Source organism: Pseudomonas sp. D4002 (assembly GCF_013385665.1).
In the GTDB taxonomy this organism is placed as follows: domain Bacteria; phylum Pseudomonadota; class Gammaproteobacteria; order Pseudomonadales; family Pseudomonadaceae; genus Aquipseudomonas.
Map to the genome: position 1 here is coordinate 74,589 of NZ_JACAPN010000016.1, position 14,163 is coordinate 88,751.

A 14,163-nucleotide genomic window follows, 5' to 3' on the forward strand; every position below is an offset into this window, starting at 1 on the left:
TGATGAGCAATGGAAAGCCATCGCTGGAGGCGGACTTTGCATGAGGGGAGCATAGGTTAGGAAAGAATAAAAAATAACAGCAGCCTGTCAAATTGGCATATGCAGAAAAATCAGATACGGGCCAGCGCCCTGGCTGTCAGGTCAGTGCGAAGACACATAGACAGAAGGCTGCGCCGGCGCGGGCAGCGAATAGGTTGCTTTCATCCATTCGACTTCAGCATGGGGTGTGCGGCCGAAGTAGCGCTTGAACTCTCGGCTGAACTGCGATGCGCTTTCATAGCCCACGTTAAAAGCCGCAGATGAGGCCGACATGTCGTCGCGGAGCATCAACAACCTTGCCTGGTGCAGACGAGTCGATTTCAGGTACTGCATGGGTGAGGAGTCGGTGACTGTTCGAAAGTGCAGATGAAAGCTGGGTACGCTCATACTTGCCTCCTGGGCCAGGCACTCGACGTCCAGCCGCTCCTGGTAACAGCTGTGTATCTTGCGAATGGCGCGGGTCACCTTTGCGAAATGGCCTTGCTTGCCAAGGGCCGCCCGCATGGACCCTCCTTGTTCACCTGCGATGATCCGGTAGTAAATCTCGCGCACCAGCGAGGGGCCGAGGATCGGGCCATCGACCGGATGGCTCATCGCTTCGAGAAAGCGCAGTGTGGACTCGCGCAACATCTCGTCCATCGGCGAGGAATACATGCCTTTGGGACGTTCGTGGGCCGGACCGGATGTTTCGTCAATTTCCAGGATCAGTTCGCCAGCGAGTTTGAAATCCAGGCGCATGTATACCGCCAGCATCGGTTCCTCTTCGCTGGCGTCGGTTTCCATGGTGAAAGGCACTGGCACAGACACCACCAGGTAGTGCTGGGCGTCGTAAAGGTAGACCTCGTCGCCCAGATAGCCGAGCTTGCGCCCCTGGCACAGGATGACGATGCCAGGCTCGTAGAGCACTGGCGTGCTGGTCAGCGGGCGATTGGAGCGCAGGAAGCGTATGTCTTCCAGTGCGCTCAGGTTGTAGCCCTCCAGGGGGGCCAACTGCTCCATCAGTTGGACCATGCGCCGGGTTCGCGCGGCAAAATGATTCATAGGCCCCTCTTGCGGTTTCACGAAGCGTGACCATCCGTAGAGCGTGTCAGTGCTTCCCATTGGTCGATGTCACGCAGGGATTGCGTCAGCTTTTCGCGCACAAAGCCTATCGCATCGCTGCCGAGCAGCAGGTGGGCCGGTGGGTTGTCGCTGGCGATCAACTGCAGCATGGCTTGCGCAGCTTTTTGCGGGTCCCCCAACTGGTGGCCGCTTTTCGCTTCGCGCGCCTGGCGTACCGGATCAAAGCTGGCATCGTAGTCGGCGATGCTGCGGGGCGTACGCTGCATCGAGCGGCCGGCCCAATCGGTGCGAAATGAGCCTGGCGCCACAGCGGTGACAAAAATGTTGAATGGCTTGAGTTCTTTGCTCAGGGTGTCGGAGATGCCTTCCAGCGCGAACTTGCTGGCGCAGTAGTAGGCGATACCCGGCATCGTGATGGTGCCGCCCATGGACGTGATGTTGATGATGTGTCCGCTGCGGCGCTGGCGGAAGTACGGCACGAACGCCTTGGTCACGGCAACGGCGCCGAACACGTTGACGTCGAACTGACGACGCATTTCTTCCAGCGGCGACTCTTCGAAAATGCCCTCATGGCCGTAACCTGCGTTGTTCACCAGGACATCCACCGGGCCGTAGCGGGTCTCGATCTCGGCAACGACGCTGTCGATCCGCTCAAAGTCGGTGACATCCAGGATCACGCCATGAGCACGCTCCGCTGATAATGCCTCGAACGTTTGCAGCGCGGCTTCGTTGCGAACGGTACCAATGACACGGTGGCCTGCAGCCAGTGCCACGGTCGCGAGGGCCTTGCCAAAGCCGCTGCTGATGCCGGTGATGAACAGGGTTTTGCGAGTGCTCATGGAAATTCCTCTCGGTTACTGAGTGCTAATGGTAGCCAAGCAACCGCTCGCGACCTATGCCGGATCATCTATGAGGCTTGCCTATTCCTATTCGCTTCTGCTCATACGCTCAATTGTCCCGATGTGGCTCGATTGACGCAGGCTGATGCGTGGTCCGGCCCGCCACAGTGGGTGTCACTGAGGCGGTCGGCACCACTCCACGTTACGTCAGCCAGACATCCACCTGCCGCTCCGCGCCCTCTATAAACACCAAGGCCTCGACCTGCCCCGCCTCTATCAGGTCTTGGCTGACGCCTTTTATCAATTCAAGCTGCGCGGCGCTATCGACCAGCTCAACACGTGCTACCGGAGCCTTCATGGATTGGCTGGCGTCAGACTTTGCTTTGCGAATCGCAGACAGCACGCTGCTCAGGCTCATCAATAACTGTTCAACAGCCGCGTCAGGGCAAGCGCCCCCTTGCGGCCAGGGCGCCTTGTGCACTGAGCCGCAATTCCAGGATTGCCAGACCTCCTCACACACAAAGGGCAGAAATGGCGCAAACAGTCGCTGCTGCACGCTCAGCGCATGTGCCAATGCATTACGCGCCGAGTAGCCGTCGGGTCGATAGGCACGACGCTTGACCAATTCGACGTAGTCATCGCAAAACCACCAGAAGAATCCTTCGATACGCGACAACGCCCCGCTGTAGTCATAGGCCTCCAGCGCGACGGTAGCGTCCTGGACTACGCCACCCAAGCGTTCAAGCATGGCTTGATCCAGCGGTTGGTCGATATCCCCGGTGTCATCCTTCGCAAAGCCTTGAACCAACCTCGAAAGATTGAACAGCTTGACGGCCAGGCGGCGGCCGATTTTCATCTGCTGCTCTTCAAAGGCTGTGTCACTGCCGAGCCGCGCCGAGGCAGCCCAATAGCGCACGCCGTCACTTCCATACTGGTCGAGCAAGGCTTGAGGGGTGACCACATTCCCCTTGGACTTGGACATTTTCTTGCGATCAGGATCAAGGATCCACCCGGAAAGCGCGACGTTGCGCCATGGCGCGCAACCGTGTTCAAAATGGCTGCGTACCAGTGTCGAGAACAGCCAGGTTCGGATTATGTCGTGACCTTGGGGCCTGAGGTCCATCGGGTATATTTTGGCAAACAACCCATCGTCCTCTCCCCAGCCGCCGGCAATCTGAGGCGTCAGGGAACTGGTGGCCCAGGTGTCCATGATGTCTTGTTCGCCGATAAACCCGTTGGGTTGACCACGTTGTTCGGGTCGATACCCAGGCGGTGTATCCAGGCCCGGATCAACAGGCAGGCTTGCCTCACTGGCGATAATCGGAGCGCCATGCTCGGCTTCGCCTTGCGCGTCCAGGCGATACCAGAACGGAATCGGCACGCCGAACGTACGTTGGCGACTGATTAGCCAGTCTCCATTCAACCCCCCTACCCAATGCTCGTAACGCCTGAGCATGTGCGGCGGATGCCAGTCCAACGCCTGGCCAGCGTCGAGCAACACGTCCCTCAGGTTCGCGTCGCGTCCGCCATTGCGCAAGTACCATTGCCGCGTCGCGAGAATTTCCAAAGGCCGGTCGCCTTTCTCGAAGAACTTTACCGCGTGGGTAATCGGTCGTGGTTCATCTCGCATGGCGCCGCAGTCACGCAACATCGAAACGAGCTGCGTACGAACCTGGGACAGGGTACGGCCGGCCAGGCCTGCGTAGGCCTGTTGGCTGCGCGGAGTCGTCAACCAGGAGGGCGTCTCAAGTAACAGGCGCCCGTCCTTTCCCAGGACTGACCGTGTGGGCAGCTGCAACTCCCGCCACCAAATCACATCGGTTAGATCGCCAAAGGTGCAGACCATCGCCAACCCGGTGCCCTTGCCGGGGTCACCCAAAGGGTGGGCCAGCAGCGGAACGTCCAGGTCAAAAATCGGCGCACGCACGGTCTGCCCGAACCTCGCCTGATAACGAGCGTCGTCCGGGTGAGCCACCAGCGCCACGCATGCCATCAGCAACTCAGGTCGAGTCGTAGCAATCTTCAGTTCGGCACCATCAGCCGCGTCGAAGCCGAGTTCGTGATACGCACCCGCAACCTCGCGCTCCTCAAGCTCTGCCTGGGCTACGGCCGTCTGGAACGTCACATCCCAGAGGCACGGAGCCTCCTGGCTATACAGTTCGCCACGCTGGTAGTTACGCAGTAACGCGCGCTGACTGGCTCGTTGGGAGCGTTCATCAATGGTGGCGTATGAAAGACTCCAATCAACGGACAAGCCCAGTTGCACGAACAGTGCACGGAACGCTTGCTCATCGATGGCCGTCAGCTCATGGCACAACTCGATAAAGTTGCGCCGACTGATGACGGCAAAGTCAGCCCGTTTTAATGGAATTGACTCGGAGGGTTTGAAGCCAGGCTGGTAAGCGGCCAACGAGTCGCAACGTACGCCGTAGAAATTCTCGACCCTGCGTTCGGTCGGCAAGCCATTGTCGTCCCAACCCATGGGGTAGAACACAGCCTTGCCGCGCATCCGCTGGAACCGGGCGATGATATCGGTGTGGGTGTAGCTGAAGACATGGCCAACATGCAACGAACCTGAGGCTGTCGGTGGCGGCGTGTCGATGGAGAATACAGCGTCGCGTTGGGCGCTGTGGTCAAAGGCATACGTGCCTTCGAGCTGCCAATGCTGAGACCAGCGTGTTTCGAGGTTTTCAAGCGAGGGGGTGACGGTTTGATCGTTTAGAACTTCATCACGTTTAACGGTGACATAGCTTCCTCCTGTCAACATCATGGGGCGCAACAACGGTTGTGCGCCGAAGCAAACTTTATATTCAATCGTCTGCGGAAAGTAAAGCCCTTGAACCAGGCCATTTTTTCCACAAAATAGCGTAAAAACAGTCCGGAAGATTTCTCACATTCAACAGGTAACCTATGCACACCCCCGTCACAATCATCGGTGCTGGCCTGGCCGGTCTCACCCTGGCCCGCGTGCTGTACGTCCACGGTATTGCCGCCACCGTCTATGAAGCAGAGCCGTCGGCAACCGCACGCGCCCAAGGCGGGATGCTCGATATCCACGACTACAACGGCCAACTGGCCTTGCAGGCAGCGGGCCTGACGGACGAGTTCCGCGCGCTTATCCTGAAAGGTCGCGAGGCGACTCGGGTGCTTGATTGGCAGGGTGCCACTCTGTTGGACCAAACCGACGACGGCACAGGCGGCCGTCCCGAGGTCATGCGTGGCGAACTGCGCAAGATGCTCCTCGATTCACTGCCCGCCGGTACTGTGCGCTGGGGCCACAAGGTCAAGAGCGTGCGCGCCCTCGGCGAGGGTCGCCACGAAGTGACCTTCGCCGACGGTACTTGCGTTGCCACCCACCTGCTGGTTGGCGCGGACGGAGCCTGGTCAAAGGTCCGGCCGCTGGTCAGCGACGCTGCCCCCGAGTACATGGGCCGCTCGTTGATCGAAACCTACCTGTATGACAGCGACGCCCGGCACCCGGCCACCTCCAGGGCGGTAGGTGGCGGTGCGATGTTCGCACTTCAACCGGGAAAAGGGATCCAGGCGCACCGTGAGACGGGCGCCACGCTGCACACCTACGTAGTGCTCACCGAATCCCAAAGCTGGTTTGCCGCCATCGATTTCACCGACACGCCAACGGCGGCGGCACGGATCGCGCAGGAATTCGCTGGCTGGTCCCCTGCCCTCACGGCATTGATCACCGACAGCGACACCGAACTGGTATGGCGCCCGCTCTTTATGCTGCCGGTTGAGCACCGCTGGGACCGGGTGCCGGGCGTAACGCTGATCGGTGATGCCGCACACCTTGCGGCCCCGAATGGCGAAGGTGCCAACCTGGCCATGTACGATGGTGCCGAACTCGGCAAGGCCATCGCCTCATACCCTGATGACGTCGAAGCCGCCCTGGGCGAATACGAACAGGCCATGTTCCCGCGCAGCGCGCAAATGGCTGCCGAGGGGAATGAACTGCACGAGTTGCTGTTTGGTGACGATGCACCCTATAGCCTGGTCAGCATGTTCAACGGGGCAAGTGCCTGAACAGGGCTCGATAGCCGACCGTATCGGCGGGGTCAATCACACTGGAAGGACTCAAGGACGTTATAAATTTCGGCAACCACCTGCCGTGTCGCGCCCTCAATGGTTCCTTCATTCCGGCATAACACCCAGCCGTGATCCGCAACCGCTCGCTCGAACGCCCGGGTACAGGCGACATGTTCTGCCAGCGTGTGGATCACGGTACTGCTCAGCCCACGCCGGCGTGCCGCGGCCCGTGCCCATGAAATATCAGGGTCAGTGACGACCCCGACATGCAGGTCCGGCACTTGCACGTTTCGATCAATGTTCAACTGCAGGATTTCTGCCAGCGGGACTTCCCGGCGAAACGCGGCATCAGACGGGTACCAGCGGTCGATCAGGACGATGCTGCCTGGTGGCTGTCTAGCCAGCACGTGCCGGGAAATCCACGCGCGGCTATCAGCGAAGCGTTCACAAACCTCCCACTCCAGATCCAGGCCGGGATGCCTGGCGAGTCTGTTAACGAGGGTCATTGTTTCACTTCTGAAGGGATCGCTTTTTCTCTCGCAAAGCCGGATCACCATTCTGTTGTCAGCCCTCAGTGCTTTTGTAACGGCCTCCAGCAATGTGGTTTTGCCGGTGCCCTTGGGCCCATCCATGGAAACAAACAACGGACGGCCAGCCGCCTGGCTCAACACGGCTTGTCGATCCGGCTGCGCATGGTTTCGGCGATCACCCTGGCCAGTGCAGATTGATCAAATGGCTTGGGTAAGCGCGTCAATGTGGTCTTGAGGTCCAGGGAGATTTCCGCAAAGCCCGAGGAAAGAATGATGGGAAGGTTGGGATACAACGACTCGATGTTGCCGGCAAGCTCGATCCCGGTCATGTCCGGCATTGCCATGTCTGTCACGACCAGGTCAAAGCACGCGCCTTGCGCCAGGAACGCCAACGCAGCATGCCCGTCTCCTGCCGACACAACATGATGGCCCAGGTCTTCAAGCATCGCCCCGGTGCTGATCAGCACCAGCGGGTCGTCATCTACCAGCAGAATCTCGAGGCTTTGCTGATGGGCTGCATCGGGTGTATCTGCAGTTGATGCCAGCGCCGCAGACTGTGTGGTGTCGGTCACCGCCACCGGTAACCAGAGCTCTGCGGTTGTGCCCTCTCCTACCCGGCTCTTCAGCACAAAGTGGCCCTGTGACTGTGCCGCCAGGCCATGCACCATCGAAAGCCCAAGCCCGGTGCCTTTTCCCGCTCCCTTGGTGGTGAAGAACGGCTCCATGGCCCGTTGCAAGGTCGCGTCATTCATCCCGGGGCCGGTGTCGATGACAGAGATGCAAATCAGCCTTTGCGAGTCATTCGCCCCGTCGGGAAACGCATCCTCCCGCGCTGAAATCAGGATCCTGCCCCGACCTTCCATTGCGTCCCGAGCGTTGATCACCAGGTTCATCACAGCCATTTCCAGTTGGCTCATGTCGACCAATACCGGCCGCAGGATCAAGGGGAACTGTGTGTCGACGTTGATGCCTGCGCCCAACATGCGGGACAGCAGGTCTGACATGTTGCGGATCAGATCGCCCACATCCACAGGCTGAGGATCAAGCTCCTGGCGACGGGCAAAGGCCAGCATGCGCTGAGTCAGCGTTGCGCCCCGCTGGGCGCCCGCGATGGCATTATTCAGTAAGGCGCAGGTTCTCGAGTCCTGCGGGACACGCTTCTTGGCGAGTTCAAGACTCCCCAGAATCACCATCAGGAGGTTGTTGAAGTCATGGGCGATGCCGCCGGTGAGCTGGCCCAGGGACTCCATTTTCTGGGATTGGAATAACGCCTCTCGGGTTTCCTTGATCTCCTGTTGAGCCTGGACGCTTTCGGTAACGTCCCGGGTGATCTTCGCAAACCCCACCAGCTCACCCAGTTCATTCTTGATCGGGTCGATAACCACATGGGCGAGGAATCCCGTGCCGTCCTTGCGCAGGCGCCAGCCCTGCCCTTCGTAACGACCTTCCCTGAGCACCGTTTCAAGGGCGCGCTGCGGGACGTTGTGGTCTACGTCCTCACGCTGGAAGAACATGGAGTAATGCCTGCCGATGACTTCTGCCGGCTGATAACCCTTGATGCGCTGGGCGCCGGCGTTCCAGGTGGTGATCACGCCGTTGGGGGCCAGCATATACAGCGCGTAGTCGGTGACGCCTTGCACCAGCAGGCTGAATTGCTGCTCGCTCTGGCGCAACGCCTGCTCCGCGGCCTTACGCTCGGTCAGGTCCCGTGTGACCTTGGCGAAGCCAATCAACGTGCCGTCGTCGGCGCGTATCGGGTCGATGATCACCAGTGCCCAGAGACGAGTCCCATCCTTGCGGATGCGCCAACCTTCGCCCTCGAAGCGCCCTGACTGCTCGGCGCTCTTGAGTGCCCGGCCCGGCAAGTCCGAGGCCAGGTCTTCCGGGGTGTAGAACAGCGAAAAATGCCTGCCCAGCACTTCACTCTGTTCGTACTGCTTGATCTTCCTCGCCCCGGAGTTCCAACTGCGAATCAACCCGTTCGTATCAAGCATATAGATGGCATAGTCGACCACTGCGTCGACGAGCAGTCGATACCGGTCGTCCTGATTGAAAGGCCCTTGTGCAGGTGGGGATGGCATCAGGAAAGTCTCGGGACAAATGAGTGGCTTGAGCCCTCAGTATGTCTAAAAAAATCCCCGGCCCACCAATTTATTCATCTGAACAGTTTTTTGAGTCAATCGCCGCCGTTGCGCGCAAACCGTGGAATCTTCAATCCCAGGCTTTCCCGCAAGGTCGTACCTTCATAAGCCGTGCGATACACGCCGCGCTCCTGCAACAACGGGATGACCTCGTGCGTGAAGCGCTTGAACTGCTCCGGATGGCCGATGTAGATATTGAAACCGTCCACCGCGCGGGCTTCAAGCCAGTCAGCCATTTTCCGAGCGACGGTATCCGCCGATCCGACAAACGCCCCCGGGCGCAGTTGCCGCCCAAACTCCACCGCCTGGCGCAATGTAAAACCTTTCTCCCGTGCCTGATCGGCAATGCGTTTGGCCGCGGTAAAAAAGCTGCTGCGTGCCGCCTCCAGGCTTTCCTGCGGGAACGGCGCATCAAGGTCGTACTGGCTGAAATCATGCCAGCCGAAATTGCGTCCGAACTCCTTCAGCGCCAGCTCGAAACTGTGGTCGGCCTGATGGTAGTGCCGCTCGATTTCACGCGCCTGTTCATCGGTATCGCCCACATAAATCTCGGCGCCGGGCATCACCAGCAATTGCTCCGGGTCACGGCCATGCTGCAGCGCCCTGCCCTTGATATCCCGATAAAAAGCCTGGCCCTGCTCGATGCTGGCCGCATGGGTAAAGATCACATCGGCCGTGGCCGCGCCGAGGTCGCGGCCTTGTTCCGAATCGCCAGCCTGGAAGATCACCGGTTGGCCCTGGGGGGAGCGCTGGATATTCAGCGGCCCGACCACGGAAAAGTGCTCGCCCTTGTGATTCAGGCTGTGGAGTTTGTCGGGGTCGAGAAACCGGCCGGTGGCGCGGTCACGCACGAAGGCATCTTCCTCATAGGAGTTCCACAGGCCCTGCACGACCTGGACGTGTTCGGCCGCCCGGCCATAGCGGGTGTCGTAGTCATAATGTTCGTCGCGGCTGTAGTTGCCGGCGGTACCGGCGTCGCCGCTGGTGACCACGTTCCAGCCGGCGCGGCCTTTGCTGATCAGGTCGAGTGAGGCCAGGCGCCGCGCGACGTTATAGGGCGAGTTGTAAGAGGTCGTCAGCGTACCGACCAGGCCCAGGTGCCGGGTGCTTACGGCAAGTGCCGATAACAGCGTCAGCGGCTCCAGCCGGTTCAGGTAGTGGGATGGCGAACCCGGTGTGATGAATTGGCTGTCGACGATGAACATCAAGTCGAACAATGCCGCCTCGGCCTGGCGTGCAATGTCGATGTACCAGTCGACGTTGACGCTGGCATCGGCCGGCAATTGCGGGTCGAGCCATAGATTGTGGCGGCCGGGCCCGCCGCAGCCCATGGTCAGGGCACCGAGTTTGAGCTGTCTTTTAGTCATGTCCAACGTATTCCTGGAAACGTTCAGGGCTGGGTTCTGGCGACGGCTGGTTGCAAGGACGCCGCGAAGGAGTCGTCGAACAGCTTGGCTGCCGGGTAAGACTTGACCAGTCCCTGGCTTGCGAAAAAGTCCACGGTCTTTTGTGCTTCTACAGGCGACTGGGCTGTCACCGGTTCGACCGTCGTGCGTGCCCGGGCAAACCAGGCGCGGGCAATGTCGGCATCTGCGCGGGTGCGCTTGGCCCAGGCATCTGCATACGCGTCGGCGTTGGCCGGGCTTTGGCGCGTCCAGTCACGGGCTTTCTTCAGGCGCTGGAGAAAATCGCTGATTTGCGCACGCTTGTTATCGACGGCTCTGGTGCTGGCGGCAACGAAGCTCTGGGCCGGGATCAGCCCGTCTGCGGTCGCCAATACCCGTGCACCCTGGCGTTCCTGTTGGGTGACGTAGGGTTCCCAGGTGGCGATGACGTCGACCGAACCGCCTTCCAGTGCGTGGGAAGCATCCAGTGCACTGAGGTAACGCAACTCCAGGGCGTCTTTCGGCACGCCGGCCTTATCCAGTGCGGTCAGCAGCAGTTGCTGGCTCCAGGAGCCTTTCCAGATGGCGGCGCGCTTGCCTTTGAGGTCCGCAAGGCTGTGGATCGAGGAATCCTTTTTCACCAGGATGGCCACGCCCTCGAGGTTTTGCCGGCTGATGGCAATCACCTTGATCGGTGCGCCGAGTGCACCGAGGAACAGCACGGGCGCATCGCCGAGCAGGCCGATGTCGAGGCTGTTGGTATTGAGGGCTTCCGCCACCGGAGACCCGGCGGTGAATTGCTTCCATTCAAGGGTGTAGGGCAGATCATCCAGCACCCCCGCCGCTTCCATCACGGCCTGGGCGTTGTAGCTTTGGTCTCCGACCACCAGCGTTTGCGCGTTCGCGGTCAGGCACAGCAGCGTGGCGGCCAACCCGGCCGCCAGTTTTGTCAGGTAACGCACGTTCGTCTCCAGATGCCTTCTCAAGCATTGAAAGTCGATCCGCGCGTGCGGTCTCGGCAGTGTTCGTAGGGAGGGCTACGATGAGGGGCTGACGGCTGCATGTAAAATACTTATAACGCATAACCTAATTCGATATTAATGCGTTAAATGCATTTTTGTGGGTGGTCGGCGCGCACGGACATTGCGTACCCGCCTGCACCACCTACACTGATTTGAATTCGGCGACTCTCGCGCCATTTTTTCAGCCGTATGGCCCGATGCCCGCGCACTCATTGCTCAACAAATAAAGCAGTTAACCAACTGATTAATCAGAGTAAATATGAAAGAGCAGCCTCGGCAGCTTGCATCGGCACCGCAACCAGTGGCGCACAGCCGCGCCCTTTTTCGACCACCACACCTTCTGGCTCCCTTGAGCCTGCTGTGCATCGCCCTCGCCGGATGTACCGTCGGGCCCGATTTCGCGCGCCCTGAGGTGCCGGCGAACGCCGATTATTCACGAGAAAAACTCACCTCCACCACCAAGGCCGATATCGACACCGGCGGTGCGGCGCAGCGGTTGATCGCCGGGATGGATATTCCCGGGCAATGGTGGACGCTGTTCCGCTCACCGGAACTGAACGCGCTGGTGGAGGAAGCCTTGCGCGCCAACCCGGATGTCACCGCCGCGCAGGCGGCATTGCGCCAGGCCAACGAGCTGGTCTATGCCGACCAGGCGTCGCTGTTTCCCTCGGTGAGCGCCAACGTGCAGAAGGCCCGCGAGAAAGTATCGGGCGTCACCTCGGGCCTGCCGGAGTCGCCGATTCTCACGGTGAGTTCGGCGTCGCTGAGCGTGTCCTACGCCCCGGATGTGTTCGGCGGCACGCGCCGGCAAATTGAATCCACCTCGGCCCAGGCCGAGTACGAACGCTTCCAGCTGGAGGCGACCTACCTCACCTTGACCTCCAATGTGGTGAACACCGCAGTCAGCCTGGCCTCTATACGCGACCAGATCGCCGCCACCGAAACCATCATTCGGCTACAGAGTGATCAGCTCGACGTCCTGCAGGCGCAGCGCCGGCTGGGTGCTATCGGCGACTCCGACGTGCTCACACAGCAGACCGCGCTGGCGCAAACCCGTGCCACCTTGCCGCCCCTGCAAAAGCAGTTCGCCCAGACCCGCAACCAGTTGATGGCCTACCTCGGCCGGTTTCCCAACCAGGACCGGGACGAGCGCTTCAACCTCGCCTCCCTGCACCTGCCCGAAGAACTGCCGCTCAGCCTGCCTTCGGCCATCGTTGGCCAGCGGCCCGATGTGCGTTCCGCGCAGGCGCAACTGCATCAGGCCAGTGCCAATATCGGCGTGGCCGTCGCCAATCAGTTGCCCCAGTTCAGCATTACCGGGTCGGTTGGCTCCACGGTGGCCAGCGGGACCAAATTGTTTTCGGCGGGCAGTGGGGTCTGGAGCCTAGCCGGGTCGATCACCCAACCGATCTTCGATGCCGGCGCACTCGAACATCGCAAACGCGCTGCCGTGGCCGCCTATGACGAGTCGGCAGCCCGCTACCGTGGCACGGTGATCGGCGCGTTCCAGGACGTGGCCAACGCACTGCGGGCGCTGGAGGCGGATGCCGATGCGCTCAACCAGCAGGTGGTGGCCGAGCGCTCTGCCCAAGCCAACCTGGACCTGGTGCAGGCGCAGTTCAAACTCGGTGCCGTGGCGTACATCAACCTGCTCACGGCCCAGCAAACCTACCAGAACACCGTGCTGGCCCGGGTCAGGGCGCAGGCCTCCCGCTACAGCGACACCACCGCGCTCTTCCAGGCATTGGGTGGCGGATGGTGGAACCGTACCGATGTGGACCCTGCCACCAAGGGCCGGCCTGATCGGTTCGGCCTGCCTTCGTGGAACGAGATCATGCCGGCCAGGAACGAGGCAGCGCCTGCCGATTCGGCACGGTTCAACTGAACTGAACTCTTGAAACAGCGAGAACATCCATGGCTGACGTCATAACCGCCTCTCCCCTGTCCACCGAGCCCGGCGCACCGCGCAAGCGCCGACTGTGGCGGCCGATGATCATCATGATCGTGGTGGTGCTGGTGATTGTGGCGATCATTGCCGGGGTGAAGTTCGTGCAGATTTCGGCGCTGATCGCCCAGTCGAAAATGCCCCTGCCCGCCTCCGTGGTCACGGCCATGAAGGTGCCGTTCAGCGACTGGCAACCGAATGTCAGCGCCGTGGGCTCAATGAAAGCGGTCAGGGGGGTGGATGTGACCACTGAAGTGGGCGGCATCGTGCGCACCATCGGCTTCACGCCCGGGCAAGAAGTGGCGGCCCAGGCGCTGCTCGTCCAACTGAATGCCGACTCGGACATCGCGCAACTGCATTCCCTTGAGGCCACGGCTGACCTGGCGGTGATCGTCCTCAAGCGTGACAAGGCGCAACTGGCGGTTAACGCCATCTCCCAGGCACAAGTGGACACTGACACCGCCGACCTCAAAGCCAAGCTCGCCGCCGCCGAACAACAGCGCGCGCTGGTGGCGAAAAAAACCATCCGCGCACCGTTTGCCGGGCGCATCGGCATCACCAGCGTCAACCCTGGCCAATACCTCAACCCCGGCGACAAGATCGCCACGCTGCAAACCTTCGATCCGATCTACATCGACTTCACGGTGCCCCAGACTCAAATGGAGGCCATCGCCATCGGCCAAGGGGTTTCGGTAACGGCCGACGGACTGTCGAATCAAACCTTCACCGGCAAGATCAGCACCATCGACACCCAGTTCGACGCCACCACGCGCAATGTCACCGTGGAAGCCACCGTCGACAACCCCAAACAGAACCTGGTGCCCGGGATGTTTGCCCGCGCCGTGGTCAACTCCGGTGCGACGCAGCGCTACCTCACCGTTCCGCAGACATCGGTGACCTACAACCCTTACGGCACCACAGTATTCATTGCCACATCGAGCAAGAACGACAAGGGTGAGGAAGTCCTCACCGCGCAACAGACCTTTATCAAGACCGGACCGACCCGGGGCGATCAGGTGGCGATCCTGTCGGGCGTGAAGGAAGGCGACCTGCTGATCACCAGCGGCCAGATGAAGCTCAAGAATGGCTCGCCGGTGAAGGTCGATAACAGCGCCGCGCCGCTGAACGATCCTGCGCCGACTCCCCAAGAACACTAAAG

10 protein-coding genes are annotated in these 14,163 nt (G+C 60.7%); 3 read left to right on the top strand and 7 right to left on the bottom strand.

Annotation, left to right across the window (positions count from 1 at the left end; all coding sequences use genetic code 11):
• Positions 1-141: 141 nt before the first annotated feature.
• The 3 genes from HX824_RS09995 to valS form a co-directional block, all read right to left on the bottom strand.
• The gene (locus tag HX824_RS09995; RefSeq protein WP_177054492.1) at positions 142-1,080 is read right to left on the bottom strand and encodes an AraC family transcriptional regulator; all 939 of its coding nucleotides are present in this window, start codon (positions 1,078-1,080) and stop codon (positions 142-144) included.
• Positions 1,081-1,097: 17 nt separating this feature from the next.
• A complete protein-coding gene (locus HX824_RS10000) occupies positions 1,098-1,940 on the bottom strand; it encodes an oxidoreductase (protein WP_177052027.1) in 843 nt (280 codons plus the stop codon).
• 202 nt (positions 1,941-2,142) lie between these two features.
• Positions 2,143-4,710, bottom strand: a complete 2,568-nt coding sequence (valS, locus tag HX824_RS10005; protein ID WP_177052026.1) for a valine--tRNA ligase — start codon at positions 4,708-4,710, stop codon at positions 2,143-2,145.
• A gap of 140 nt (positions 4,711-4,850) precedes the next feature.
• Here valS and HX824_RS10010 point away from each other — a divergent pair, with 140 nt between their 5' ends.
• Positions 4,851-5,978, top strand: a complete 1,128-nt coding sequence (locus tag HX824_RS10010; protein ID WP_177054493.1) for an NAD(P)/FAD-dependent oxidoreductase — start codon at positions 4,851-4,853, stop codon at positions 5,976-5,978.
• Between the two features lie 32 nt (positions 5,979-6,010).
• Here HX824_RS10010 and HX824_RS10015 read toward each other — a convergent pair whose 3' ends face one another.
• From HX824_RS10015 to HX824_RS10030, 4 genes are all read right to left on the bottom strand, one after another.
• Entirely contained in the window at positions 6,011-6,613 is a 603-nt protein-coding gene (locus tag HX824_RS10015) for a dTMP kinase (protein ID WP_177052052.1), read from the bottom strand.
• A 32-nt stretch (positions 6,614-6,645) separates the two neighbouring features.
• Positions 6,646-8,592, bottom strand: a complete 1,947-nt coding sequence (locus tag HX824_RS10020) for a PAS domain-containing sensor histidine kinase (RefSeq protein ID WP_177054494.1) — start codon at positions 8,590-8,592, stop codon at positions 6,646-6,648.
• Between the two features lie 95 nt (positions 8,593-8,687).
• The gene (locus HX824_RS10025; protein ID WP_177054495.1) at positions 8,688-10,019 is read right to left on the bottom strand and encodes an LLM class flavin-dependent oxidoreductase; all 1,332 of its coding nucleotides are present in this window, start codon (positions 10,017-10,019) and stop codon (positions 8,688-8,690) included.
• A 23-nt stretch (positions 10,020-10,042) separates the two neighbouring features.
• Positions 10,043-10,999 carry an ABC transporter substrate-binding protein gene (locus HX824_RS10030; protein WP_008433361.1) on the bottom strand — a complete coding sequence of 319 codons (957 nt, stop codon included), beginning with the start codon at positions 10,997-10,999 and terminating at the stop codon, positions 10,043-10,045.
• Between the two features lie 409 nt (positions 11,000-11,408).
• Here HX824_RS10030 and HX824_RS10035 point away from each other — a divergent pair, with 409 nt between their 5' ends.
• Positions 11,409-12,944, top strand: coding sequence for an efflux transporter outer membrane subunit (locus HX824_RS10035; RefSeq protein WP_256346961.1), 1,536 nt, complete (start codon positions 11,409-11,411; stop codon positions 12,942-12,944).
• Positions 12,945-13,048: 104 nt separating this feature from the next.
• Positions 13,049-14,161, top strand: coding sequence for an efflux RND transporter periplasmic adaptor subunit (locus HX824_RS10040; protein WP_008433355.1), 1,113 nt, complete (start codon positions 13,049-13,051; stop codon positions 14,159-14,161).
• The last annotated feature ends 2 nt before the right edge of the window (positions 14,162-14,163 follow it).